Origin of the sequence: Micromonospora sp. NPDC049060, from assembly GCF_040649055.1 — a bacterium.
Lineage (GTDB): Bacteria > Actinomycetota > Actinomycetes > Mycobacteriales > Micromonosporaceae > Micromonospora > Micromonospora reichwaldensis.
Window position 1 is genome coordinate 43,390 of the sequence record NZ_JBEZEV010000001.1, and the last position, 23,761, is coordinate 67,150.

23 protein-coding genes and 1 riboswitch are annotated in these 23,761 nt (G+C 74.2%); of the genes, 9 read left to right on the forward strand and 14 right to left on the reverse strand.

All coding sequences use genetic code 11. The annotated features are described in order from the left end of the window. Positions 1-11: 11 nt before the first annotated feature. From AB0B83_RS00195 to pdhA, 3 genes are read right to left on the reverse strand one after another with little or no spacing between them, the layout of a single operon-like run. Positions 12-1,406, reverse strand: coding sequence for a dihydrolipoamide acetyltransferase family protein (locus tag AB0B83_RS00195; protein WP_357576256.1), 1,395 nt, complete (start codon positions 1,404-1,406; stop codon positions 12-14). Then, positions 1,403-2,419, reverse strand: coding sequence for an alpha-ketoacid dehydrogenase subunit beta (locus tag AB0B83_RS00200; protein ID WP_357576257.1), 1,017 nt, complete (start codon positions 2,417-2,419; stop codon positions 1,403-1,405). The genes AB0B83_RS00195 and AB0B83_RS00200 overlap by 4 nt, the downstream gene beginning before the upstream one ends. Further along, complete coding sequence (gene pdhA / locus AB0B83_RS00205) at positions 2,419-3,585, reverse strand: pyruvate dehydrogenase (acetyl-transferring) E1 component subunit alpha (protein ID WP_357576258.1); 1,167 nt, start codon at positions 3,583-3,585, stop codon at positions 2,419-2,421. Before pdhA ends, AB0B83_RS00200 begins: the two co-directional genes overlap by 1 nt. A gap of 104 nt (positions 3,586-3,689) precedes the next feature. Here pdhA and AB0B83_RS00210 point away from each other — a divergent pair, with 104 nt between their 5' ends. Continuing rightward, entirely contained in the window at positions 3,690-4,196 is a 507-nt protein-coding gene (locus tag AB0B83_RS00210; RefSeq protein WP_132234638.1) for an Lrp/AsnC family transcriptional regulator, read from the forward strand. A 22-nt stretch (positions 4,197-4,218) separates the two neighbouring features. On the opposite strand, the gene AB0B83_RS00215 is transcribed toward AB0B83_RS00210, so the two are convergent. Together AB0B83_RS00215 and AB0B83_RS00220 are read right to left on the reverse strand one after the other, a co-directional pair. Then, positions 4,219-5,190 (reverse strand): DNA primase small subunit domain-containing protein, encoded by a 972-nt coding sequence (locus tag AB0B83_RS00215; RefSeq protein ID WP_357576259.1) that lies wholly within the window; start codon positions 5,188-5,190, stop codon positions 4,219-4,221. Positions 5,191-5,310: 120 nt separating this feature from the next. Then, the gene (locus AB0B83_RS00220) at positions 5,311-5,541 is read right to left on the reverse strand and encodes a hypothetical protein (protein WP_132235041.1); all 231 of its coding nucleotides are present in this window, start codon (positions 5,539-5,541) and stop codon (positions 5,311-5,313) included. 269 nt (positions 5,542-5,810) lie between these two features. On the opposite strand from AB0B83_RS00220, the gene AB0B83_RS00225 reads away from it, so the two are divergent. The 7 genes from AB0B83_RS00225 to AB0B83_RS00255 all read left to right on the forward strand — a co-directional run bounded on the left by AB0B83_RS00225 (position 5,811) and on the right by AB0B83_RS00255 (position 12,418). Continuing rightward, positions 5,811-6,821: a sigma-70 family RNA polymerase sigma factor gene (locus AB0B83_RS00225; RefSeq protein ID WP_357576260.1), complete on the forward strand. Its 1,011-nt coding sequence runs from the start codon at positions 5,811-5,813 to the stop codon at positions 6,819-6,821. Between the two features lie 110 nt (positions 6,822-6,931). After that, positions 6,932-7,651: a DUF899 domain-containing protein gene (locus AB0B83_RS00230; RefSeq protein ID WP_357576261.1), complete on the forward strand. Its 720-nt coding sequence runs from the start codon at positions 6,932-6,934 to the stop codon at positions 7,649-7,651. A 2-nt stretch (positions 7,652-7,653) separates the two neighbouring features. Beyond that, positions 7,654-8,376, forward strand: a complete 723-nt coding sequence (locus tag AB0B83_RS00235) for an alpha/beta hydrolase (RefSeq protein WP_357576262.1) — start codon at positions 7,654-7,656, stop codon at positions 8,374-8,376. 210 nt (positions 8,377-8,586) lie between these two features. Next, a complete protein-coding gene (locus AB0B83_RS00240) occupies positions 8,587-9,318 on the forward strand; it encodes a histidine phosphatase family protein (protein WP_357576263.1) in 732 nt (243 codons plus the stop codon). Beyond that, a complete protein-coding gene (locus AB0B83_RS00245; protein WP_357576264.1) occupies positions 9,302-10,171 on the forward strand; it encodes an NAD(P)H-hydrate dehydratase in 870 nt (289 codons plus the stop codon). Before AB0B83_RS00240 ends, AB0B83_RS00245 begins: the two co-directional genes overlap by 17 nt. A 146-nt stretch (positions 10,172-10,317) precedes the next feature. Continuing rightward, a complete protein-coding gene (locus tag AB0B83_RS00250) occupies positions 10,318-11,805 on the forward strand; it encodes a S8 family serine peptidase (protein WP_357576265.1) in 1,488 nt (495 codons plus the stop codon). A 112-nt stretch (positions 11,806-11,917) separates the two neighbouring features. Continuing rightward, positions 11,918-12,418, forward strand: coding sequence for a hemerythrin domain-containing protein (locus AB0B83_RS00255; RefSeq protein ID WP_132234652.1), 501 nt, complete (start codon positions 11,918-11,920; stop codon positions 12,416-12,418). A 42-nt stretch (positions 12,419-12,460) separates the two neighbouring features. Here AB0B83_RS00255 and AB0B83_RS00260 read toward each other — a convergent pair whose 3' ends face one another. Next, positions 12,461-13,312 (reverse strand): metallophosphoesterase, encoded by an 852-nt coding sequence (locus AB0B83_RS00260; RefSeq protein ID WP_357576266.1) that lies wholly within the window; start codon positions 13,310-13,312, stop codon positions 12,461-12,463. Between the two features lie 89 nt (positions 13,313-13,401). Further along, entirely contained in the window at positions 13,402-13,662 is a 261-nt protein-coding gene (locus AB0B83_RS00265) for a hypothetical protein (RefSeq protein ID WP_357576267.1), read from the reverse strand. Positions 13,663-13,746: 84 nt separating this feature from the next. Further along, a riboswitch (ZMP/ZTP riboswitch) is annotated at positions 13,747-13,836 on the forward strand. 17 nt (positions 13,837-13,853) lie between these two features. On the opposite strand from AB0B83_RS00265, the gene AB0B83_RS00270 reads away from it, so the two are divergent. Further along, positions 13,854-15,290 (forward strand): glycine hydroxymethyltransferase, encoded by a 1,437-nt coding sequence (locus AB0B83_RS00270; RefSeq protein WP_357576268.1) that lies wholly within the window; start codon positions 13,854-13,856, stop codon positions 15,288-15,290. A gap of 214 nt (positions 15,291-15,504) precedes the next feature. Here the strand turns inward: AB0B83_RS00270 and AB0B83_RS00275 are convergent, their stop codons facing one another. The 7 genes from AB0B83_RS00275 to AB0B83_RS00305 form a co-directional block, all read right to left on the reverse strand. After that, positions 15,505-17,181 (reverse strand): ribulokinase, encoded by a 1,677-nt coding sequence (locus AB0B83_RS00275; RefSeq protein WP_357576269.1) that lies wholly within the window; start codon positions 17,179-17,181, stop codon positions 15,505-15,507. 156 nt (positions 17,182-17,337) lie between these two features. Beyond that, positions 17,338-17,598 carry a hypothetical protein gene (locus tag AB0B83_RS00280; RefSeq protein ID WP_357576270.1) on the reverse strand — a complete coding sequence of 87 codons (261 nt, stop codon included), beginning with the start codon at positions 17,596-17,598 and terminating at the stop codon, positions 17,338-17,340. Positions 17,599-17,665: 67 nt separating this feature from the next. Beyond that, a complete protein-coding gene (locus AB0B83_RS00285; RefSeq protein ID WP_357576271.1) occupies positions 17,666-19,015 on the reverse strand; it encodes a PLP-dependent aminotransferase family protein in 1,350 nt (449 codons plus the stop codon). A gap of 3 nt (positions 19,016-19,018) precedes the next feature. Continuing rightward, positions 19,019-20,143: an alpha-hydroxy acid oxidase gene (locus AB0B83_RS00290; protein WP_357576272.1), complete on the reverse strand. Its 1,125-nt coding sequence runs from the start codon at positions 20,141-20,143 to the stop codon at positions 19,019-19,021. Continuing rightward, a complete protein-coding gene (locus tag AB0B83_RS00295; protein WP_357576273.1) occupies positions 20,143-21,114 on the reverse strand; it encodes an alpha/beta hydrolase in 972 nt (323 codons plus the stop codon). The genes AB0B83_RS00290 and AB0B83_RS00295 overlap by 1 nt, the downstream gene beginning before the upstream one ends. Further along, on the reverse strand, positions 21,111-22,331 hold the full coding sequence (locus AB0B83_RS00300) for a cytochrome P450 (RefSeq protein ID WP_357576274.1): 1,221 nt from the start codon (positions 22,329-22,331) through the stop codon (positions 21,111-21,113). Before AB0B83_RS00300 ends, AB0B83_RS00295 begins: the two co-directional genes overlap by 4 nt. A gap of 62 nt (positions 22,332-22,393) precedes the next feature. Further along, a complete protein-coding gene (locus tag AB0B83_RS00305) occupies positions 22,394-23,668 on the reverse strand; it encodes an SGNH/GDSL hydrolase family protein (RefSeq protein ID WP_357576400.1) in 1,275 nt (424 codons plus the stop codon). Positions 23,669-23,761 lie beyond the last annotated feature (93 nt).

Here is a 23,761-nt window from a genome sequence, read left to right on the forward strand (position 1 = left end):
CGCGTCCGGGGTCAGACGTTGGCGATCAGCACCGCCGGCCGCTCGACGCAGTCGGCGACGTGCCGCAGGAAGCCGCCGGCCACCCCGCCGTCGCAGACCCGGTGGTCGAAGGTCAGGCTGAGCTGCGTCACCTTCCGCACGGCGAGCTGCCCGTCCACCACCCAGGGCTTGTCCACGATCCGTCCCACCCCGAGCAGCGCCGCCTCCGGGTGGTTGATGATCGGGGTGGAGCCGTCGACGCCGAAGACGCCGTAGTTGTTGAGCGTGAACGTGCCGCCGGTCAGCCGGGCCGGGGGCAGCGTGCCGGCCCGGGCGGCCGTGGTGGTCGCGGTCAGCTCGGCGGCCAGCTCGGCGGTGGTCAGCCGCTGCGCGTCCCGCAGCACCGGCACGACCAGCCCTCGGTCGGTCTGGGCGGCGATGCCCAGGTGCACCCCGGCGGACTGGACGATCCGCTGGCCCTCGGTGTCGACCCGGGCGTTGAGCTGCGGGTACCGGCGCAGCCCGGACAGGCAGATCCGGGCCAGCAGGGCCAGGATGCTCACCGGCGCGTCCGGGGTCGCCGCGTTGATCGCCGCGCGGGTCTCCAGCAGCCCGGTGGCGTCCACGTCCACCCAGATGGTCACCTCGGGAATCTCCCGCCGGCTGCGGGAGAGCTTGTCGGCGATCGCCTTGCGGATGCCGGTCAGCGGGACGACCAGGTCCTCGGCGCCGGAGACCGCCGACGCGACGGGCTCGTCCGGCACCGCGGCCAGCCGGGCAGCCGGCGTCACCGCCTCGGCGACGGCGGCCTCCACGTCCGCCCGGCGCACCACGCCGCCGGGGCCGGTGCCGCGCAGGGCGGCCAGGTCGAGCCCGTGCTCGCGGGCCAGCCGGCGCACGATGGGCGAGATGACCAGGGGCGCCGCCGCGCCGTGCGGACGGTCGGCCGCGCCGACCGCAGTCGCCGCCGGGGCGGGCGCCGCCGGCGGTGCGGCGTGGGCGGGAGCCGCCGGGATGGGATCGGGCGCGGCCACGAGACGGGGCCGGCGACGCCGCCGCCCCGCACCGCCGTGGCCGGTGCCGTACCCGATGAGGACGTTGCCGGACCCGGCGCGCTCCTCCTCGCGGTAGGTGGCGTGCGCGGCGGGCTCGTCGCCGGCCCCGCCGTCGCCGTCGAGGGGCGCGATGGTGATCAGCGGCTGGCCGACCGGGCGGGTCTCACCCGCCGCGCCGTGCAGCGCCACGACCCGCCCGGCGTACGGGCAGGGCACGTCGACGACGGCCTTGGCGGTCTCCACCTCCACCACGCTCTGGTCCACCGTGACCACGTCGCCCACGGCGACCCGCCACTCGACGATCTCGGCCTCGCTCAGCCCCTCGCCCAGGTCGGGCAGGAGGAAGACCTGCGCCCCGTCCACGGCGGTCACGCCGCGCTCCCCCGGCTCAGCCAGCGCCCGTCGGGCTGGTCGTCCCACTGGAGGCGGGCCACCGTGTCGAGGATCCGGTCCACCGACGGCAGGTGGGTGTGCTCCAGCATCGGCGCCGGGTACGGGATGTCCAGCCCGGACACCCGCAGCACCGGGGCGTGCAGGGCGTGGAAGCAGCGCTCCTGCACCCGGGCGGCGATCTCGGCGCCCACCCCCGCGAAGCCCTGGGCCTCCTGGATCACCACGCACCGGCCGGTACGCCGGACCGAGGCGGTGACGGTCTCGTCGTCGAACGGCACGATGCTGCGCACGTCCACGACCTCCAGGTCCCAGCCCTCCTCGCGGGCGGCCTCGGCGGCCTCCAGCGCGACCGGCACCGCCGGCCCGTACGCGACGAGGGTGCCGTCGCGGCCGGGGCGACGCACGACCGCCCGGCCGATCGGCGCGGTGCTGGCCGGCAGTTCCGCCTCGGCGCTGGAGAAGTAGAGCTTCTTCGGCTCCATGAACACGACCGGGTCGGGATCGTCGATCGCCTGGCGCAGCAGCGAGTACGCGTCCTCGACCGTCGCCGGGGTGACGACCTTCAGGCCGGGGGTGTGCGCGTAGTAGGCCTCGCTGGAGTCGCAGTGGTGCTCGACGCCGCCGATGCCGCCGGCGTAGGGCACCCGGATGACGATGGGCACGCTGAGCGCGCCCCGGGTGCGGTTGCGCAGCTTCGCCACGTGCGAGGCGATCTGCTCGAACGCCGGGTACGCGAACGCGTCGAACTGCATCTCGACCACCGGGCGCAGCCCGGACATGGCCATGCCGACGGCGAAGCCGACGATGCCGGCCTCGGCGAGCGGGGTGTCGAAGCAGCGCTTGTCGCCGAAGCGGGCCTGGAGGCCGTCGGTGATCCGGAAGACGCCGCCGAGCGCCCCGACGTCCTCGCCGAAGACGACCACCCGGTCGTCGTCGAGCATCGCGTCGGCGAGCGCGGCGTTGAGCGCCTTCGCCATGGTCAGGGCGGCCATCAGCGCTCACCCTCCTCGTCCTGGGCGGCGGCCAGCTCGGCGCGGACCTGCTCGCGCTGCTCGACCAGCTGCGGGGTGGGCTCGGCGTAGACGTGCTCGAAGAGGCTCATCGGGTCGACCGTCGGCTGCGCGTTCATGCGGACGCGCAGGTCGGCGGCGTACGCCTCGGCCTCCTCGGTGACCGCCGCGACGGCGGCGTCGTCGAGCGCGCCCCGGGCCCGCAGGTACGTCTCCAGCCGGGCCACCGGGTCCCGGTCCCGCCACGCCTCGACCTCGGCGCCGTCGCGGTAGCGGCTCGCGTCGTCGGCGTTGGTGTGCGCCTCCATCCGGTAGGTGTGCGCCTCGACCAGGAACGGGCCCTTGCCGGAACGGGCGTGCTCCACCGCGCGGGTGAGCACCGCGAGCACGGCCACCGGGTCGTTGCCGTCGACCTGTTCGCTGGGCACGCCGTAGCCCACGCCCTTGTACGCCAGCGACGGCGCGGCGGTCTGCCGCGACAGCGGGACGCTGATGGCGTACCGGTTGTTCTGCACGAAGTAGACGACGGGGGCCTTGAACACGGCGGCGAAGTTGACGCCCTCGTGGAAGTCGCCCTCGCTGGTCGCCCCGTCACCGATGAACGCCAGCGCGACGGTGTCGCGCCCCTGGTACGCCTCGCCGTAGGCCAGCCCGGCGGCGTGCACGCACTGGGTCGCCAGCGGGGTGCACTGCGGGGCGGTGTGCCGCTCGGCGGGGTCGTAGCCGCAGTGCCAGTCCCCGCGCAGCAGGGTCAGCACCTCGACCGGATCGATGCCCCGGGAGACCAGGGCCATCGACTCGCGGTAGGTCGGGAAGACCCAGTCCGTGTCGCGCAGGGCGAGGACGGCGCCGACCTGGCAGGCCTCCTGCCCGCGCGAGGACGGGTAGACGGCCAGCCGGCCCTGCTTGGTCAGGGCGGTGGCCTGGACGTCGAAGCGGCGGCCGACGACCATCCGCCGGTGCATCTCGACGAGCGCCTCGACGGGCGGCTCGGGGTAGTCGGCGGGGGCGCGCAGTGGCGTGCCGGTCGGATCGAGCAGGCGGACGGGCTCGGTGGCCGGGAGCAGCGGCGTGGCCGGGTCGGGTGGGGTGGCCTTCCGACGGCTGCGCGGGGATGCCCTGCGGACCGCCTCGGGTGTGGTCGTCACGGCGGGACCTCCTGGACGTGTGGTGGGCCTATGCTCCTGCTGTCGGATGATTGACTCAAGATCCAGGACAAACGCGGGACGGATGGCATGGGACAGGCGGCGGGATGAGCCAGGAGTCCGGGGGCGCAGCGGAGCCGGTGGCCGGAACGGGACGTTCGGCGCGACCGTTGGACGACGTGGACCGGCGGATCCTCGACGAGCTGGTCCGCGACGGCCGCACGTCGGTGCGTACGCTCGCCGAGCGGATCCACATCTCCCGCACCAACGCGTACGCCCGGGTCGAGCGGCTGCTGCGCGACGGGGTGATCACCGGCTTCCGGGCCCAGGTCGCGCCCGAGGCGGCGGGGCTGGGCACCTCGGCGTACATCGCGTTGAAGATCGAACAGAACACCTGGCGGGAGGTGTCGGCGGAGCTGGCCCGGGTCCGCTACATCGAGCACGCCGCCCTGCTCGGCGGCGACCACGACGTGCTGGCCCTGGTCCGGGCGCCGGACAACGCCACCCTGCGCGACGTGGTGCTGGGCCGGGTGCAGAGCATCGCCGGGGTGCTCTCCACCCGCACCTGGCTGGTCTTCGAGGAGTTCGACGGCGAACGCAGCCCGTGGGAGTGAACCGGCGCGGCGGTCTCCCGGCTCAGCGCTCCGGTGGGGCCTCCAGCCCCTCCCGGTCGGCCAGTTCCAGCAGCGGTTCCAGGGAGAACCGCCTGTCGTCGAGGCCGGCGTGCGGGTCGCCGCGCTCGGCGAACCGGGCGGGCATCGTGGTCACGGCGAAGTCCTCCGGCCGGGCGTCGTCCAGCTCCGACCAGTCCAGCGGCGCGGAGACCAACGCCTGCGGGGTGGGACGGATCGAGTACGCCGAGGCCATCGTGTGGTCCCGGGACATCTGGTTGTAGTCGACGAAGACCGGCCGGTCCCGCTGCTCCCGCCACCACGTGGTGGTGACCAGCTCCGGCAGCCGGCGCTGCATCTCCCGGCCCAGCGCCAGCACCGCCCGCCGGCAGTCGCCGAAGCTCCACCGGGGCTCGATGGAGAGATAGACGTGCAGGCCCCGCCCGCCGGTGGTCTTCGGGTAGCCGGTCAGCCCCAGCTCGGTCAGGAACGCGCGCACCTCGTGGGCCACCGGCACCACCTGGTCGAAGCCCACCCCCGGCATCGGGTCCAGGTCGATGCGCAGCTGGTCGGGCCGCTCCACGTCGGCGGCGGAGACCGGCCACGGATGGAACCGCAGCGTGCCCAGGTTGGCCGCCCAGATCACCACCGCCAGCTCGCTCGGCGCGACCTCGTCGGCCGTACGCCCGCTCGGGAAGGTGATGTGGGCGGTGCGCACCCACTCGGGCGCGCCCGCCGGCAGCCGCTTCTGGTAGAAGGCGTCGCCCCGGTTGTCCTGCCGGGTGCCGATCTTCGCCCCCTCGAACACGCCGCGCGGCCACCGCTCCAGCATGGTCGGGCGGTCCCGCAGGGCGCGCAGGACGCCGTCGCCGACGGCGAGGAAGTAGGACACCACGTCCCGCTTGGTCAGCCCGAGCTCCGGGAAGTACGGCTTGTCGGGGCTGGAGACGCGTACCAGCCGCTCCCCCACCTGGATCTCCTCGGCCGGCGTCGCCACGCCTGACACCGTAACCCGCCCGGCCGCCCGGCACGGGCCCGCGCGCCGGGGTGTAAGGAAGGGCCCCTTGTTGACGCGAGGCGTCAACAAGGGGCCCTTCCCTTACACGTTCACGCGGGCTCAGCTCATCTCCTCCTGGAGGCGCACCAGGAGCATCTTCTTGCCCTGTTCGCCCGCCTTGCGGTTGTTCTCCTGGATCTTCCGGAACCAGGTGGCCAGTTCCGTGTCGCCCCGCGCGTCGGCGTCGGCGACGTAGTTCTCCAGTTGCCAGATGTGCTGCAACGACATCTGCAGCGCGTGGATCAGGTCGTAGTTCTGGTCCTTCACCGGGCTCGCCGGCTCCCTGACCATGGTGGCCACGGCGCACCTCCCCGTCTCGGTGATCGGTGGAGGCAGCGCTTACCCGGCCCGGCACCGATCACGCCCGGCCGCGGGTCCCGGCGCCTTCCGGCGGACCTGGTCGACGGCCTCGCCCGAAATCGGACGCCCCGGGGCGATGACTCCGGCGTCCGTCGGTCGTCATATCTCTGGACGGCGGCACGTGATGATCGGGTGGACAGGACGGAGGACGGTTCGTGGGTGAAGGTGGCACGGAATCGGGCGGGGTCGGCGAGAGAACGGTGGGTGACGCCGTCCGGGAGGGCGACGCAGAGGCGTTCGCGGAGCTGACCGACCGGTACCGGCGGGAGTTGCAGGTGCACTGCTACCGGATGCTCGGCTCGTTCGACGACGCCGAGGACCTCGTGCAGGAGACGTTCCTGCGGGCCTGGCGCAGGCGGGAGACCTTCCAGGGCCGGTCCACGGTGCGGGCCTGGCTCTACCGGATCGCGACCAACGCCTGCCTCGACTTCCTCGACCGCCGCCACCGGCAGCCACGTCCGCTCGTCGTGCCGACGGTGTCCCGCGCCGCCAAGCCCGGCCGGACCTCGTTGCCGCAGGTGGAGGTCCCCTGGCTCCAGCCGTACCCGGACCGGTTGCTCGATCCGGCCGCGCCCTCCGACGACGAGCCGGACACCGCACTGGTGGCGAAGGAGACCATCGAGCTGGCGTTCCTCGCCGCGATCCAGCACCTGCCGTCCCGGCAGCGGGCGGTGCTCATCCTGCGCGACGTGCTCGGCTGGCCGGCGGCCGACACCGCCGCGCTGCTCGACGGCACGGTCGCCGCGGTCAACAGCGCCCTCCAGCGGGCGCGCGCCACCCTCCGGCAGCACCTGCCGCGACGACGGATGGAGTGGTCGACGGCGACCGACCCGAGCGGTGAGGAACGGGCGGTGCTCCAGCGGTACGTGGAGGCCACCGAACGCGGGGACCTGACGGCGCTGGCGGCGCTGCTGAGTGAGGACGCCCGCTTCACCATGCCACCCGAACCGACGTGGTACGAGGGACGGGCCGCGATCGTGGAGTGCTGGGCCCCCGCGCTGGTCGGATCCGCCGGCGGGAAGGACTGGTGTCACGTGCCCACCCGGGCCAACCGCCAGCCCGCCGTCGCCGGCTACCTGCGTGAGCCGGGCCGGTCCCGCTACCGGGCGCTGGGCCTCGACGTGCTCCGCGTCGAGGGTGGCGAGATCGTGGAGGTGACCGCGTTCCCGCCCCGCGTCTTTGCGGCCTTCGGGCTGCCGCTGACCCGGTGACCACGGCGGCGGCGATGAGTTCTCCGTGCCCCGACCGTCTCAACCGGGGCGGCCGGCGGTGGCGGCGCGCCGCTGACGCACCCGAGAGACAGAGGCAGGAGCGAACCAGCATGACGCAGCAAAGAGTTGTCAGCCGGGACGAGTGGGAGACGGCCCGTGCGGAGCTGCTCGTCAAGGAGAAGGAGCTGACGCGGGCACGCGACGCGTTGAGTGCCCAGCGGCGCCGGCTGCCGATGGTCCGGGTCGACAAGGAATACGTCTTCGAGTCTCCGGACGGGCCGGTGGACCTTCCGGGGCTGTTCGGCGACCGTCGTCAGCTCATCGTCCGGCACTTCATGTTCCACCCCGACTGGGACGAGGGCTGCGTCGGCTGCTCCCTACAGGTCGACAACCTCGGCCACCCGGCTCACCTGCACGCCCGGGACACCAGGCTGGTGCTGGTGTCCCGGGCACCGCTGGCCAGGATCGAGCCGTTCCGGCGGCGGATGGGGTGGACGGTTGCCTGGTTCTCGTCCTTCGGTGGGGACTTCAATCCCGACTTCGGGGCCACCAGGGGCGACGCGGAGTGCTCCGGGCTGAGCGTGTTCCTCCGCGACGGCGCGGACGTGTTCCACACCTACTCGGCCTTCTCCCGCGGCGGCGACGCGCTGATCAACACCTACAACTACCTCGACCTGACGGCGCTGGGCCGGCAGGAGGAGGAGCTGGAATACCCGCAGCAGTGGTGGCGGCACCACGACCGGTACGACGATCGGCACCACGGGACCGGGCATGGTGACCGGATGCCCGCGCGGGTCGTCGGCCACCCGACGGAACTGGAGCGGCGCTGACCATGGCGACCTACGTGTTGATTCCCCCCGCGGGCAGCGGGCCCTGGTACTGGCACCTCCTGGCGGGCCAGTTGCGGGACCGGGGGCACGACGTGGTGGCGGTCGACCTGCCGTGCGCCGACGACTCGGCGGGACTGACGGAGTACGCCGACGCCGCCGTCCGGGCCATCGGAGACCGTACGGACCTGGTCGTCGTGGCCCAGTCGTTCGGCGCGTTCACCGGCCCGCTGGTGTGCGACCGCGTCGGCGCCGAGCTGCTCGTGTTGCTGACCCCGATGGTGCCCTCGCCCGGTGAGTCGCCGGGCGAGTGGTGGGAGAACGCCGGCTACGCACACGCCAGGCAGGTCCAGGCCGAGCGCGAGGGCTGGACGCCGGAGCAGGACGGGGACCCCGGCGTCATCTTCTTCCACGAGCTGCCGCCGCCGCTCATCGAGGAGGCCACGGCGCACGCCCGGGACCAGTCGGGCACGCCGTTCGGCAAGCCCTGGCCGCTCGGTGCCTGGCCCGAGGTGCCGACCCGGGCGCTGCTCTGCCGGGGGGACCGCTTCTTCCCGATCGACTTCCTGCGCCGGCTGGTGTCCGACCGGCTGGGCGTCACGCCCGACGAGATGGACGGCGGGCATCCCGTGGCCCTCAGCCGGCCGCGTGAGCTGGCCGACCGGCTGGAGGAGATCCGGCGGGAGGTCGTCGGCGTCGCCCGCGCCACGCCGACCCGCCGGCGGTGACCGGCCGCGCCGGGCGGCCGGGTTCGGGGCTGGCCGCCCGGCGCACCGTGTCGTCCGGCGTCTCGAACCGCACCGACCCGCCCCACGGAGACCGGTGCGGACGGAACCGGTGACGGGATCGGTGGCGGGATCGGCCGGCCCCAGCGGGAGCGGACACTGTCGGCCAGCCGGTGCGGTTACCCGGCGCGTGCCCCGGGTAGGGGTTGCCGCATGGCGGAACTGGCGACGCTCTGGATCGTCCGGCACGGCGAGAGCACGGCGAACGTGGCGGCCACGGCGGCCGAGGCGTCCGGCGCCGAGCTGATCGACCTGACCCACCGGGACGCGGACGTGCCGCTGAGCCCCACCGGGGAGGAGCAGGCGCGGGCCACCGCGCGGTGGCTGGCAGGGCTGCCCGAGGCCCACCGGCCCGACGTGGCGGTGGTGTCGCCGTACCTGCGGGCGGTGCGGACCGCCGAGCTGGCCCTGGCCGGCACCGGGATCCCGCTCACCCGCGACGAACGGCTGCGCGACCGGGAGCTGGGCATCCTCGACGGCCTGACCGGCCAGGGGGTGCGCCAGCGGCACCCGGAGGAGGCCGCGCGCCGCGACCGGCTCGGCAAGTTCTACTACCGGCCGCCGGGCGGGGAGTCCTGGACCGACGTGGCGCTGCGCCTGCGTGCCCTCCTCGGCGACCTGCGCCGCGACCACGAGGGCCGGCGCGTGCTGCTGTTCGGCCACGACGCCCTGGTCTTCCTGACCCGGTACCTGGTGGAGGGGCTCACCGAGACGGAGCTGATGGCGCTGACCCGCGAACACGTCATCGCCAACTGCTCGATCACCGGGTGGTCCGCCGACGCCGACGGCCGGCTGGCCCCCGACGTGTTCAACGACATCGGTCACCTGCACGAGCAGGGTGCCTGGCCGACCAGGGAGGACGAGGTCCATGCCGAACCGGTCTGACACCCGGGTGATCACCCCCGGCCTGCTGCGGGACTGGGCGCTGCCCGTGCCGACCGGCGGCAAGGAGGCCCGGGGCACGGTGCTGGTGGTCGGCGGCTCGCGCTTCACCCCCGGCGCGGTGCTGCTCGCCGGGGTGGCCGCGCTGCGGGCCGGGGCCGGGGTGCTCCAGCTCGCCGCCGCCGAGTCCACCGCCGCCGCGCTGAGCATCCAGGTGCCCGAGGCGCTGGTGGTGGGCCTGCCGGAGACCGCCGACGGGGCGGTCGCGGGGCAGCCCGGCGAGCTGCTGGGCGAACTGGTGGCGGAGGCGGACGTGGTGGCCGTCGGCCCCGGCCTCAAGGACATCGACGAGACCGGCCGCCTGCTGCGCCTGGTGCTCGACGCGGCCGGTCCGCAGACGTCGCTGGTGCTCGACGCGTACGCCCTGGGGGCCCTCAGCCACGCCCCGGACCTGCTGGTCGGGCCCGGGCGGCCGGTGGTGCTCACCCCCAACCTCACCGAGGCCCGGCACCTGCTCGACCGGGAGCCCGGCGACGACCTCGACGCCGAGGCGACGGAGCTGGCCCGCCGGTACGACGCGGTGGTGTCGCTCTACGGCCACATCGCCACCCCCGACGGCCGGAGCTGGCGGGAGGAGAGCGGCGACGCCGGACTGGGCACCTCCGGCAGCGGGGACGTCCGCGCCGGGCTGCTGGCGGGCCTGCTGTCTCGGGGCGCGGAGCCGGCGCAGGCCGCGTGCTGGGCGGCGTTCGCGCACGCGGTGAGCGGTCAGCGGCTGGTTCCCCGGTACGGCCGGATCGGGTTCCTCGCCCGCGAGCTGCTCGACGAGATCCCGCACACCCTCGCCACCGTCTGACACCTTCTGTCTGCCCGAACGGCTGTGTGTAACGCCACAACAGGCTCCTACGCTGGTCCATCGGAGGCGGGCGTCCCGCCCTCCTCCCGCCGGCCGCTCCCCGCCAGGGGGCGTACCCCGGCTGGAAACAGCCCCTGGGAGTCTGTGTGAAGAACCTCCGTCGCAAGACACTGGCTGCCGCGTCCGCCGTGACGCTCGGCGTCGGCCTCGCCGTCGCCGGCGGGGTGGCCCCGGCGGCGTCGGCCGCCGGCCCGGACACCACGTTCCTGGTCCTCGCCCCGCAGGGTGCCAAGACCGACAAGGCGGCCGCCCGCGTGGCCGCCGCCAACGGCACCGTGGTGGCCAGCTACGACCAGATCGGCGTGCTCGTCGTCCGGTCGACCAACCCCGACTTCGTCACGGACGTGGCGGGCGCGGGCGTCGACTCGGTGGCGTCCACGGCCGGCCTGGGCAGCGCCCTCGACGAGGGCGAGACCCTGGAGGTCTCCGCGGCCGAGGCGGCCAACACGACCGCCGACCCGACCAAGGAGCCCCTCTTCGGTCAGCAGTGGGACATGCCGATGATCGACGTCCCGCAGGCCCACGCCGTCAACGCCGGCCGCGCCGACGTGGTGGTGGGCGTACTGGACAGCGGCATCTCGTCCAGCCACCCCGATCTGGCCACCCAGATCGCGAAGAACAAGAGCACGTCCTGCATCGGTGGCGTCACCGACACCACCGAGGCCGCCTGGAACCCGACCACCTCCGACCACGGCACCCACGTGGCCGGCACCATCGCCGCCGCCGTCAACGGCGTCGGCGTGACCGGGGTCGCCCCGGGCGTCAAGGTGGCCGCCGTCAAGGTGGTCAACGACGACGGCTACATCTACCCGGAGGCCGCGGTCTGCGGGTTCATGTGGGCCGCCGAGCAGGGCATGCAGGTGACCAACAACAGCTACTACATCGACCCGTGGCAGCTCAACTGCCGCAACGACGCGCGCCAGCGTCCGGTGTGGAAGGCGGTCCAGCGGGCCCTGCGTTACTCGCAGGGCAAGGGCGTGCTGCACGTGGCGTCCGCGGGCAACAGCAACTGGGACCTCGCCCACAAGATCACCGACACGGGCAGCCCGAACAACGGGACGCCCGAGGAGCGCGAGAACCTCACCAACTCCTGCCTCATCCTGCCGGGTGAGGCGCCGGGCGTGGTGACCGTGTCGGCGGTCGGCCCGACCGGGCAGAAGAGCTACTACTCCTCCTACGGCCAGGGTGTGGTCGAGGTGACGGCGCCGGGTGGCGACACCCGCTTCCGCACCCGGGGTGCCAGCTCGACCTCCACCGACGGCATCCTGTCCACCACCTACAACACCACCACGAAGACCAACGGCTGGGGCTTCAAGCAGGGCACCTCGATGTCCTCGCCGCACGCCGCCGGCGTGGCGGCCCTGGCCGTCTCGGCGCACCCGGGCATGGCGCCCGGTCAGCTGTCGGCCTTCCTGGGCAACACCGCCGAGGCGATCTCGTGCCCCGGCGGCGTCTACAACCCGGTGCCGCTGATCGCCGCCGGCCCGAACGCCTACGACGCGACCTGCTCCGGCGGCAAGCGCAACGGCTTCTACGGCTCCGGCATGGTCAACGCGTACAACGTGGTGCGCTGACACCACGGCACGACAGTGGCAGGGCCCGGCGGTTCACCGCCGGGCCCTGCCCGTTTTGGCTGCTCACCCCGGGGGTACGGGAGAAGTCGTCAGCCGAGCGAGGAGGTCAACGGTGTCCACCGATGCCATCGTCCTGTTGAAAGAGGACCACAAGGAGATGCGCCGCCTGTTCAAGGCGTTCCAGGATGCCGAGGAGGGTCCGGCGGCGCGCCGGCAGAAGCTGGTGAACGAGATCCTGGAAGCCCTCACGGTCCACACCTACCTCGAGAACGAGGTGATGTACCCCGAGGTCCGCAAGCTCCTGCCCGACCTGGAGGACGACATCCTCGAGTCGTACGAGGAGCACCACGTCGCCGACGTGCTCTGCGCCGAGCTGTTCACCATGGACGCCGGCGACGAGCGCTTCAACGCCAAGACCACGGTGCTGATCGAGAACGTCCTGCACCACGTCGAGGAGGAGGAGCAGGAGTGGTTCCCGAAGGTGCGCGAGGCCCTCGGTCGTAAGCAGCTCCAGGAGATCGGCGAGCGGATGATCGCGCTGCGCGCAGACGCGCCGCGCAAGCCGACGGACCCGAAGGCGATCAAGAAGTCGCTGGACGCCGTGACGGCCTGAGCGGACGAACCTCCACGGGCCCCGGTGCGCCGGGGCCCGTCGTCACGCCTGGGGCGCGGGCAGGATCCGCCGCAGCGCCGGGGGCGCGGCCCGGGGCTGCCACTCCCGCGGGTAGCCCACCGAGACCTCCTCGAAGCGCACCCCGTCGTGCCAGGTGGTACGGGGGATGTGCAGGTGGCCGTAGACCACCGCGGCGGCGTCGAAGCGCAGGTGCCAGTCGGCGGTCAACTCGGTGCCGCACCACTGGGCGAAGATCGGGTAGCGCAGCACCCGGGTCGGCTCGCGCAGCAGCGGCCAGTGGTTGACCAGCACCGTCGGCAGCCCCGGTTCCCGTTCGGCGAGCCGGCGCGCGGCCTCGGCGACGCGGGCCGCGCACCACGCCGACCGGCTCGGGTACGGGTCGGGGTGCAGCAGGAACTCGTCAGTGCACACGATCCCCGTCCGGTACGCCTCCTCCAGCGCCGCCTCCGGGGTGTCGAACCCGTCCGGGCGCCAGCTGTGGTCGTAGAGCAGGAACAGCGGCGCCACCAGCACCGGACCGCCCACCCCCCGCCACACCGGGTACGGGTCCTCCGGGGTCAGCACGCCCAGCCGCCGGCAGGCGTCCACCAGGTACGCGTAGCGCGCGGCCCCGCGCAGCGCCACCGGGTCGGCGGGCGGCGTCCACAGCTCGTGGTTGCCCGGCGCCCAGACGACCTTCGCGAACCGGCGGCTGAGCAGGCCGAGGGCCCACTCCACGTCGGCCACGGTGTCGCCCACGTCCCCGGCGACCAGCAGCCAGTCCTGCGGCGACGCGGGGCGCAGCCCCTCGACCACCTCCCGGTTGCCCCGGTGACCGACGTGCAGGTCGCTGATGGCGAGCAGGCTACCGCCCTCGCCGTCCTCCCCCGCCATGCCGCTGATCCTAGGCAGCGGCGCGCCCGGCCGCGAGGCCTCCGTGCCGGCGGCGGGCCGTACGACCCGCCGCCGGGCCCCGCAAGGGGTCAGCTGCCGGAGCCCGGCTCGGCCATCCTGCGGTGCTGCGCCGCCCTGAGCTTGTCCGGGACGATCCTGCCGGCGGCGGTCTGCACCTTGTTGAGCAGCGAACCCGCGGTCACCGTCTGGTCGCCCCGCAGCATCGCCGCGAAGCCCTGCTCGGCCACGGTGCGCGGATCGTCCTTGCGTCCCGAGCCGACCCGGGTGTCCGCCATCTCGGCACGGTCGAAGAACTCCGTGTCGGTCGGCCCCGGCATCAGCGAGGTCACCCCACGTCCGCACCGCCCACCCCGCCGGGGCCCGCCGCCGGGGCGAGGTGGGCCGGGAACCGCCGAGGTCGACCCGGTAGGATCGGCGCGGGCCGTGACTGGCGCGTAGGGATGGAGAACCATCGGGAAGCGGTCCCGTCATGAGGACGCATGCCGAGCGCCTGGGCCTTCCGCACGTCACTGGAGGTCGCATGTCGCTGAACGCCGAATCCACCGCCTTCCGCAGCGCCCTCGAGGTGATCCGCGCCGTCGAGCCCCGGGTGGCCGACGCCATCGGCGCCGAGCTCGCCGACCAGCGCGAGTCGCTCAAGCTCATCGCCAGCGAGAACTACGCCTCCCCCGCGACCCTGCTGACCATGGGCAACTGGTTCAGCGACAAGTACGCCGAGGGCACCGTCGGGCGCCGCTTCTACGCGGGCTGCCAGAACGTCGACACCGTCGAGGCGCTGGCCGCCGAGCACGCCCGGGAGCTGTTCGGCGCCGCCCACGCGTACGTGCAGCCGCACTCCGGCATCGACGCCAACCTGGTGGCGTTCTGGGCGATCCTGGCCGACCGGGTGGAGTCGCCGGCGCTGAAGAAGGCCCAGGTGCGGCAGGTCAACGACCTCACCGAGGCGGACTGGTTCGCGCTGCGCCGGGAGCTGGGCAACCAGCGGATGCTCGGCATGTCGCTGGACGCCGGTGGCCACCTCACCCACGGGTTCCGGCCGAACATCTCCGGCAAGATGTTCGACCAGCGCAGCTACGGCACCGACCCGGTCACCGGCCTCGTGGACTACGACAAGGTCGCCGAGGCGGCCCGCGAGTTCAAGCCGCTGATCCTGGTCGCCGGCTACTCGGCGTACCCGCGGAAGGTCAACTTCCGGATCATGCGGGAGATCGCCGACTCGGTCGGCGCCACCTTCATGGTCGACATGGCGCACTTCGCCGGCCTGGTCGCCGGAAAGGTCTTCACCGGCGACTTCGACCCGGTGCCGCACGCGCACATCGTCACCACCACCACCCACAAGTCGCTGCGCGGCCCGCGCGGCGGCATGGTGCTCTGCCAGCCCGAACTGGCCGACCAGGTCGACCGGGGCTGCCCGATGGTGCTCGGCGGCCCGCTGCCGCACGTGATGGCCGCCAAGGCCGTCGCCCTCGCCGAGGCCCGCCGCCCCGACTTCGCCGACTACGCCCAGCGGATCGTCGACAACGCGCAGGCCCTCGCCGAGGGGCTGCTGCGGCGCGGCGGCACCCTGGTCACCGGCGGCACCGACAACCACCTGGTGCTGATCGACGTCTCCGGCTACGGGCTGACCGGCCGGCAGGCCGAGCAGGCGCTGCTCGACTCGGGCATCGTCACCAACCGCAACTCCGTCCCGCAGGACCCGAACGGCGCCTGGTACACCTCCGGCATCCGGATCGGCACCCCGGCGCTGACCAGCCGGGGTCTCGGCACCGCGCAGATGGACGAGACGGCCGAGCTGATCCACACCGTGCTCAGCCAGACCAAGCCGGGCGCCAACCCGGACGGCACCCCGTCCAAGGCCAAGTACGTCCTCGACCCGGCCGTCGCCGACCGGATCGGCAAGCAGGCCAGCGACCTGCTGAGCGGCTTCCCGCTCTACCCGGCCGTCGACCTCGGCTGATCCGCGCCACCCCGACGCCCCCGCCCGGCCCCGCCGAGCGGGGGCGTCGTCGCCCCGCCCCGCCCCATCGCGGCACTGACCCGCGCGGCATCGCCCAATGCGGCGTCGATCATGTAGTTGTGGTGCCCGTTTCATCCGCCTTGATGCCGTCCTGCGGCCCACCACAACTGCATGATCGACGCGCTGGTGAGGCGAGGGGGCAGGGTGGGGCGGGTCAGTGGGGGTGGGAGCGGAGGCGGAGGGTGCGGAGGCGGTGCAGGACGTCGGTGCCGCCACGGCCGAAGTGGTCGTGCAGGGCGCGGTACTCGGCGTACAGGTCGTCGTAGGCCGCCGCCCGGGCCGGATCGGGGTGCCAGGTCTCGCGCCGGCCGGCGCCCATCGCCGCCGAGGCGGCCGGCACGTCCGGGTACGCCCCGGCGGCGACCGCCGCGTGGATGGCCGCGCCCAGCGCCGCCGGGTGCGCGGAGTCCAGCACGTGCAGCGGCCGGTCGAGCACGTCGGCGTAGATCCGCAGCAGCAGCCGGTTGCCGGTCAGCCCGCCGGCCACGGTCAGCTCGTCGACGGCCACCCCGGCGGCGGTGAACGCGTCGACGACGGTCCGGGCGCCGAAGGCGGTGGCCTCCAGCAGCGCCCGCCAGATCTCCTCGGGGCGGGTGGCGAGGGTCAGCCCGACCAGCACGCCGCTCAGCTCGTGGTCCATCAGCACCGAGCGGTTGCCGCTGTGCCAGTCCAGGGCCAGCAGCCCGTGCCCGCCCACCGGTTGGTCGGCGGCCAGGGTGTCCAGCAGCTCGTACGGGCTGATCCCCCGGCGGCGCGCCTCGTCGGCGTAGCCGGCCGGCAGGGCGGTGCGGGCGTACCAGGCGAAGATGTCGCCGACCCCGCTCTGTCCCGCCTCGTAGCCCCAGGCCCCGGTGGTGACGCCCCCGTCGACCACGCCGCAGACGCCGGGCACCTCGCGGTACGCCGCCGCGTTCATGATCAGGCAGGTGGAGGTGCCGAGCACCGCGAGCATCCGGCCGGGCTCGACGGCGCGGGCCGCCGCGGCGGTGACGTGCGCGTCGATGGCGCCCGCCGCGACGGCGGTCCCGACCGGCAGCCCGGTCCACGCGGCGGCCGCGGCGGTGAGCCCGCCGGCCCGGGAGCCCACAGGCACGAGCGGACCGTCGACGCGCGGCAGCAGGCCGTCGAGGCGGGGGTGCAGGGCGCGCAGGAAGTCCGCCGACGGGTACCGCCCGTCCTGCCGCAGCCCCTTGTATCCGGCGGCGGAGACGTTGCGGGTCTCCCGGCCGCAGAGCTGCCAGACCAGCCAGTCCGTGGTCTCGATGAAGCGCTCCGCCCGGTCGAAGACCGCCGGGTCCTCCTCCAGCACCTCCAGCGCCTTGGCGAGCTGCCACTCGGCGGAGACCCGGCCGCCGTAGCGGGGCAGCCAACGCTCGCCGCGCGCGGCGGCGACGTCGTTGATCCGGGCGGCCTGCCGCTGGGCCGCGTGGTGCTTCCACAGCTTCGGGTACGCGTGCGGCCGGCCGCCCAGGTCGGGCAGCTTGCAGAGCGGGGTGCCGTCGGCGAGGGCGGGCAGCATCGTGCAGGAGGTGGCGTCGACGCCGATGCCGCACACGTCCTCGGGCCGGATCCCGGCGGCGCGCAGCGCGGCGGGCACCGCGACGCGAAGCACCTCGCGGTGGTCGTCGGGGTGCTGCAACGCCCAGTCCGGTGGCAGCGGCGTGCCGTCGGGCAGCCGCTCGCTGATCACCCCGTGCCGGTACGGGTGGACGGCCTCGCCCCGCACGGCGCCGTCGGCGACGTCGACCACCACCGCCCGGCCGGAGAGGGTGCCGAAGTCGACGCCGACGACGAACCGGGCCGACCCGGCCGCGCCTTCTCCTGCCGCCACGCTGCTCCCTCCCGCCGCGGCGCGCCGGCACCCGGGCGGGCTACCGGTCGGCGGCGGCGGGAGGAAACGGTAGCAACACCGCCGCGCCCGCGGCACGTGACCGACAGCCGGCGGCCGGCCCGGGCCGGAGCCGGGGCGGGAGGGCGGGCCGGGGCGTCAGGCCGCCGGCCGCTTGAGGTGGTAGCGGTGCACCTCGGTGCTGCCCTGGACGTTGTTCACGTCCTCGGCGGCGGAGACCAGTTCCCAGCCCTCCCGGCCGGCCCGGTTGAGGTGCGCGATCGCCGTGTCGCCGTACGCGGTGATGTCCCGGCGCGACCCGTCCGGGCCGTACCAGGTGAAGCTGACGTGAAAGGCGCGGCCCTGCCCCTGATAACGGCGGACCAGCAACGCGTACTCCCAGGCGACCATGGCGTCCATTATGAGTGTCCACCCAGGACGGCGAAACACGGGCAGTCGCGCTTTGCCATGCGGTGAACGCGTTGTGTCATCCCACCTCGGCGTTCGCCGCCCGGCGGGCCGTCTCGTCGGCGACCAGCGCGGCCAGCCGGTCCAGCCCGAGGTCGATCTGCTCCGGGGTCACGGCGCTGACCGACAGCCGCAGCGCGTCGACCGGGGCGCCGTCGTCGTAGAAGTGCGCCATCGGCGTCCAGAGCAGGCCGTACCCACGGGCGGAACGGTGCAGCAGCGCGTCGTCGACCCCGAACGGCACGGTGACCACGACGAAGAACCCGCCGGCCGGGACGTTCCACCGCACCGGCGAGGTGCCCGCCGGGAAGCGCCGGGCCAGGCCGTCCACCAGGTGGCGCAGGTTGCGCCCGTACGCGGCCCGTTCCCGCACGGTGGCCGCCACGAGACTGCACCCGTGCTCCAGCAGCGCCCCGCCGACGACCGCCTGGGCGATCGGCGAGGTGTTCACCGTGACCATGCTCTTGATCTTGGCGAGCTGGTCGGCGAGCAGCCCCACCGTGCCGTCGGCGCCGGCGACGCGCTGGTCGGCGACCACGTAGCCCACGCGCGCGCCGGGCAGCACCGTCTTGGCGAACGAACCCAGGTAGACCACCCGCCGCGCGGTGTCCAGCGCCTTGAGCGTCGGCGGCCGACCGGACTGCGTCGGCGGCCGACCCGGCTCCGCGGCGGGGAAGAGACCGTACGGGTTGTCCTCCAGCAGCAGCAGGTCCTCCTCGGCGGCCAGGTCGAGCAGGCGCCGCCGGTCGGCCAGGCCGATGCTGGTTCCGGACGGGTTGGCGAAGTCCGGCATCACGTAGCAGGCGCGCGGGCGCAGCCCCGCCGCCCGGGCGAGGCGCACCTGCTCGCGCAGGTCGGACAGGTCGATCCCGGCGGGGCCGCCCCGCACCGGCCGCACCGGCAGGTCCAGCAGCCGGGCGGCGCCGGTCAGCCCCACGTACGTCGGGGCGACGGCGAGCAGCACGTCGCGCGGGTCGGCCCGCAGCGCCCGCAACACCAGGAACATCGCCTCCTGGCAGCCGACGGTCACCACGATCGCCTCCGGGTCGACCGTCAGCTGCTCGTCGACGGCGAGGTTGCGGGCGACGAGGTGGTGCACGATGCCCTTGGTGCGGCCGTACTGCAACAGCGTCCGGTGCACCTGCGCGGGGCTCTGCCCCAGGTCGTCGGCCAGGTGCCGGCGGAACCTCTCCAGGTGCCGGTGCAGCGCCCCGACGTCGAAGAACTCCTCGTACGGCCGGCCGGCCGCCAGCGACACCGCGTCGGGGTAGTGCTGGGCCACCTCGTTGAGGAAGTTCATCGAGTTCAGCGCCGGGTCGTCGACCGCCGGGTGCAGGTCGGCCACGCGCAGGTCCACCGTCTCCGCCACCGGTCAGCCCTCCCTGATCACGCGCAGCTCGCGGGCCGCCGCCGGGTCGGCGCAGCCGGCCAGCGCGAGAGCGTCGCGGAACTCGCCGGCCAGCAGCGCCAGCGCCGTACGCGCCCCGGCCTCGCCGCCGGCGGCGAGCGCCCACAGCATCGGCCGGCCGACGAGCACCCCCCGCGCGCCGAGGGCGAGCGCACGCAGCACGTCGACGCCGTCGCGCACGCCGCTGTCCAGCAGCACCTCGCACCGGTCGGCCACCGCCGCCACCACCTCGGGCAGCACGGTGGCGGTGGCCGGCGCCCCGTCGAGCTGCCGGCCGCCGTGGTTGGAGACCACCACGGCGTCCGCGCCGGCGGCCACCGCCAGCTCCGCGTCGCGCGGGTCCAGCACGCCCTTCACCACCAGCGGCAGGGCCGTACGGCCGCGCAGCCACTCCAGGTCGGCCCAGGTCAGCGCGGGCGCGAAGACCTCGCCGGTGTGCGCGGCGATGGCGGAGACCCCCGGGGTGGCGGTGTGCGCGAGGTCGTCCCGGCCGGCCGGCAGGTTGGCCGCCACGACGTGCGGCGGGATGGCGAACGCGTTGCGCACGTCGCGCCGCCGCGGGCCGAGGATCGGCACGTCCACGGTGACCGTCAGCGCCGTGCAGCCCGCCGCGTGCGCCCGCTCCAGCAGGTCGGCGACCAGGCCCCGGTCGCGCAGCCAGTAGAGCTGGAACCAGACCGTCGCGCCGGTCTCCGCGATCTGCTCGATCGGCACGCTGCTCAGGGTGCTGGCCACGTACGGCACGTCGGCCGCGCGGGCGGCGGCGGCCAGCGCCAGCTCCCCGTCGGGGTGCACGAGCCGCTGGTACGCCATGGGCGCCACGGCCACCGGCATGGCGTACGACGCGCCGAGCAGCCGCGCCCCGGTGCGGGGGGTGTGCACGCCGCGCAGCACCCGGGGCAGCACGGCCACCCGGTCCAGCGCGCGGCGGTTCGCGGCGAGCGTCGTCTCGGCGCCGCTGCCACCGTCGACGTAGTCCCACACGTCGGGTGGCAGCGCCGCCCGGGCCGGCCCCGCGAAGTCGGCCAGGCTGGCCGGCGACGGCTGCGCCACCGGCAGGTCCGACTTCGGCAGTACGCCCTCCACCATCACCGGTCTCCCTTCCCGCCGGCGCCCGACGCGTCGCCGCCCGGCTTGGCGAGCCGGCCGCGCAGGAACGCGGCAGCCTGGTCCTGGGCGCGGCGGCCGTCGTCGAACGCTGCGGGCATGGCGAAGAAGCCGTGGATCATGCCGGCGTACCGGGTGAGGGTGGTCGGCACGCCGGCCTCGCGCAGCCGGTGCGCGTACCGCTCCCCCTCGACGCGCAGCGGGTCGTGCTCGGCGGTGATCACCAGCGCGGGCGGCAGGCCGGTCAGGTCGGTGGCGAGCAGCGGCGACGCCAGCGGGTGGCGCGCGTCGGCGGGGTCGGCGAGGTAGTGGCCCCGGTACCAGGCGACCGAGCGACGGTTGAACAGCAGCGGGTCCTCGGCGTCGGTTTCGGTGTCGGCGCTCTGGTCGGTGTTCGGGTACACCAGCAGCTGGGCGGCGAGCCGGGGCCCGCCGCGCTCGCGGGCCAGCAGGGTGACGGCGGCGGCGAGGTTGCCGCCGGCGCTGTCCCCGCCGACCGCCACGCGCAGCGGGTCGACGCCGAACTGCGTCGAATTCTCGGTGATCCACCGGGTGGCCGCGTGGCAGTCGTACACGGCGGCGGGGAAGGGATGCTCCGGGGCCAGCCGGTAGCCGACGGTGACCACCTGGCAGGGCACGGCGTTGGCCAGCCGTCGGCAGATGCCGTCGGCGGTGTCCACGCTGCCGAGGGTCCACCCGCCGCCGAAGAAGTAGACCAGGGTGGGCAGCGGCCCCTCCTCCGCCGGCCGGTGGACGCGCACCGGCAGGTCGCCGGCCGGGCCGGGCACGCGCGTGTCGCGTACCTCGTGCACCGGCTCGACCGCGCCGCCGCCCGCGCGGATCGCGGCGAGGTCGGCGGCGCGCGCCTCGGCCAGGCTCTGCGTGTACAGCGGCGGGGTGCCGGCCGCCTCGCGGGCGGCCCGGTACGCCGCCACCTGCGGATGGATGCTCACGCGGGTCCTCCTCGGGTGTGTACGGCCAGCCTGTCGACGCCGCGCAGGAAGAGGCTGCCGCTGTACGTCGGCGTCTCGGCGAGGGTGAGCCCGGGGAAGCGGGCCAGCAGCCGGGGCAGCGCGAGGCGACCCTCCAGCCGGGACACCGCCGCGCCGAGGCAGAAGTGCGGTCCGGCGCCGAAGGCCAACGGCGGCGGCCCGGTGCGGCGCGGGTCGAAGCGGTCCGGGTCGGCGAAGCGGGCCGGGTCCCGGTTGGCGGCGGAGAGGATCAGCAGGACGTTGCGGTCCTGCCCGACCGGCACCCCGCCGACCTCGCTGTCGTGGGGCGCGGCCCGGGCCAGGAAGTGCACGGGCGCCTCCAGCCGCAGGATCTCCTCGACCGTGCCCCGGGTCAACGCGTCGTCGCCCGGCAGCGCGGCGGCCACGTCGGGGTGGGCCAGCAGCAGCGGCAGCCCGTTGGAGAACATGTAGACGGTGGTGACGAAGGCGGCGTTGAACAGCACGATCAGGTTGCTCACCAGCTCGTCGACGGTCAGCTCCACGTCGCCTGCGTCGACCGCCTCGACCAGGGCGCTGATCAGGTCGTCGCCGGGCCGGTGGCGTCGGTGGGCGATCAGGCCGGCGTAAAAGTCGCGTAGCTCGGCGGCAGCGGTGTTGGCGGCGGCGAGGCGCTGCGGGGTCTGTCCCGCCACGTCCAGGAACTCGTCGATCCGTTCCACCCGCTGCCGGTAGAAGTCCAGCTCCCCGGCGGGGATGCCGATGAACTCCGCCATCACCAGGGCCGGCAGCGGGTACGCGAACTCCGCGACGAAGTCGAGGTCGGCGTCGCCGGCGTCGGCCATCCGGTCGAGCAGCCCGTCGACGACCCGGTGCACGATCGGCTCCAGCGCGGCGAGCCGGCGCGGCGTGAAGGTCCTCGCGAAGGCCGCCCGCATCCGGGTGTGCTGCGGCGGGTTGACGAACATCATCGAGGTCTGGAGGGTGCGCAGCACCTCCTGCTCCTGCCAGTCCGGCGGGGCCTGCTTGTACCACCGCGGATCGCGCAGCACCTGGCTGACCAGGTCGTAGCCGACGGCTACGGCGGCGACCGAGCGGTGCTCCGCGCGCGCCGGCACCGGGCTGACCGGCCCCAGCGCGTGCAGGGCGGCGTAGCAGGGGTACGGGTCCTGCCGGCCCTCGTCGCTGTAGAGGCGGGTCAGCAGCTGCGTGACGTCCACGGTCGGTAGGCCCCTCTCTGCGGCGGCGCGGGCGGCGGAGGGCCCGCCGCCCGCGCCGCTCGTCACAAACCGAGCAGTCGCAGCGGTACGGCGTCCGCCAGCGCCTGGTTGCCGGCGTCGTTCGGGTGGATGTGGTCCCCCGAGTCGTACGCGGGCAGCAGCCGGCCCGGCTGCGCCGGATCGCGCAGCACCCGGTCGAAGTCGAGCAGCCCGTCGAACTCGTCGCTGCCGCGCAGCCACGCGTTCACCGCCTGCCGGGTGGCCTCCTTCTCCGGCGTCCACACCCCCGGGTTGCCGTGCCCCTCGTACGGGGTGAGCGTGGCGACGAGGCTGCGCAGGCCGCGCGCCTTCACCTGCTGGTTGACCTGCCGCAGCGAGGCGATGATCTGCTCGGCGGAGTCGCCCGACATCCAGACGTCGTTGATGCCCAGGTGGGTGATCACGGTCCGGGCGTCGGTCTGTGCGAAGACGTCCTCGTCGAGCCGGGCCAGGGCGTTGGGGCCGAGTTCGTGGTAGCCGGGGAAGCCGCCCGCCCCGGGCTCGGGGCCCTCATGGTTGAGCCGGTTGCCGGCGAGGCTGAGGTTGAGCACCCCCGGGGTGCGTACGTCCGGGCGGGCGTCGATGAGCCGGTCGGCGAGCAGGTCGGGCCAGCGCTTGTTGGCGTTGACGGTGCTGCCGTTGCCGTCGGCGATGGAGTCGCCGAAGACCACCACCGAGCCGGGGCTGTGCCGGCGCTGCACGTCGATGCCCGACAGGAAGAACCAGCAGCAGTTCGGTCGGATCGTGAACCCGGCCCCGCCGGCGGCGGAGGTCAGGTCGCTGGCGCCGATGAAGTTGGTCTGCCGGGACTGGCCGTGGAAGGTCACGGGCCCGGTGGGGGTCGGGAAGTGCACGGTCAGCACGAGGTCCTGCTGGTCGCCGACGGGCAGCGCGACGGGGTCGCTGACCAGCTCGGCACCCCGGTTCATGGTGGCCGTGGTGGCGCCGCCGAAGGTCAGCGTCCGCAGGGTCGAGGGATCTATGTCGGACAGGTCGTCGGGGGTCGCGGTGTTCGGCTTCGCGACGGTGGCGCGGCCGACCCGGACGGCCTGCTCGCCGTAGGAGTTGCTGAGCCGGACCCGGAACCGCTCTCCGCCGACGGTGGTGTGCACGACCATCCGTACGCTCTGGTCGTTGAGGCCGGTGTTGGTCAGGCCGGTCGCGTTTCCCCTGGTGACCGCGGCGGCCCAGCTGCCCGCCCAGACCGTGCGCTGGTGGGACGCCCCGGTGTCCGCCGGACCGGCGCTGGCCACCATCGCCGGGGCGCCGGCGACGAGCAGGGTGGCCGCGGCCGTGATGACATGCCATCTCTTCGGAGTCGACATTGAACCTCCATCGTTGGCAGTCCAGGGCCGTCCGCTGACGGCACCGCCTGGACGATGGTCCAGAAA

Bases quoted from the DNA above. Each gene is read 5' to 3' on its own strand.
- AB0B83_RS00200 (WP_357576257.1), bottom strand. From the start codon at position 2,419: ATGGCCGCCCTGACCATGGCGAAGGCGCTCAACGCCGCGCTCGCCGAC.
- AB0B83_RS00210 (WP_132234638.1), top strand. From the start codon at position 3,690: ATGAGCCAGGAGTCCGGGGGCGCAGCGGAGCCGGTGGCCGGAACGGGA.
- AB0B83_RS00220 (WP_132235041.1), bottom strand. From the start codon at position 5,541: ATGGTCAGGGAGCCGGCGAGCCCGGTGAAGGACCAGAACTACGACCTG.
- AB0B83_RS00230 (WP_357576261.1), top strand. From the start codon at position 6,932: ATGACGCAGCAAAGAGTTGTCAGCCGGGACGAGTGGGAGACGGCCCGT.
- AB0B83_RS00235 (WP_357576262.1), top strand. From the start codon at position 7,654: ATGGCGACCTACGTGTTGATTCCCCCCGCGGGCAGCGGGCCCTGGTAC.
- AB0B83_RS00240 (WP_357576263.1), top strand. From the start codon at position 8,587: ATGGCGGAACTGGCGACGCTCTGGATCGTCCGGCACGGCGAGAGCACG.
- AB0B83_RS00245 (WP_357576264.1), top strand. From the start codon at position 9,302: ATGCCGAACCGGTCTGACACCCGGGTGATCACCCCCGGCCTGCTGCGG.
- AB0B83_RS00260 (WP_357576266.1), bottom strand. From the start codon at position 13,312: ATGGCGGGGGAGGACGGCGAGGGCGGTAGCCTGCTCGCCATCAGCGAC.
- AB0B83_RS00270 (WP_357576268.1), top strand. From the start codon at position 13,854: ATGTCGCTGAACGCCGAATCCACCGCCTTCCGCAGCGCCCTCGAGGTG.
- AB0B83_RS00280 (WP_357576270.1), bottom strand. From the start codon at position 17,598: ATGGACGCCATGGTCGCCTGGGAGTACGCGTTGCTGGTCCGCCGTTAT.
- AB0B83_RS00290 (WP_357576272.1), bottom strand. From the start codon at position 20,143: ATGGTGGAGGGCGTACTGCCGAAGTCGGACCTGCCGGTGGCGCAGCCG.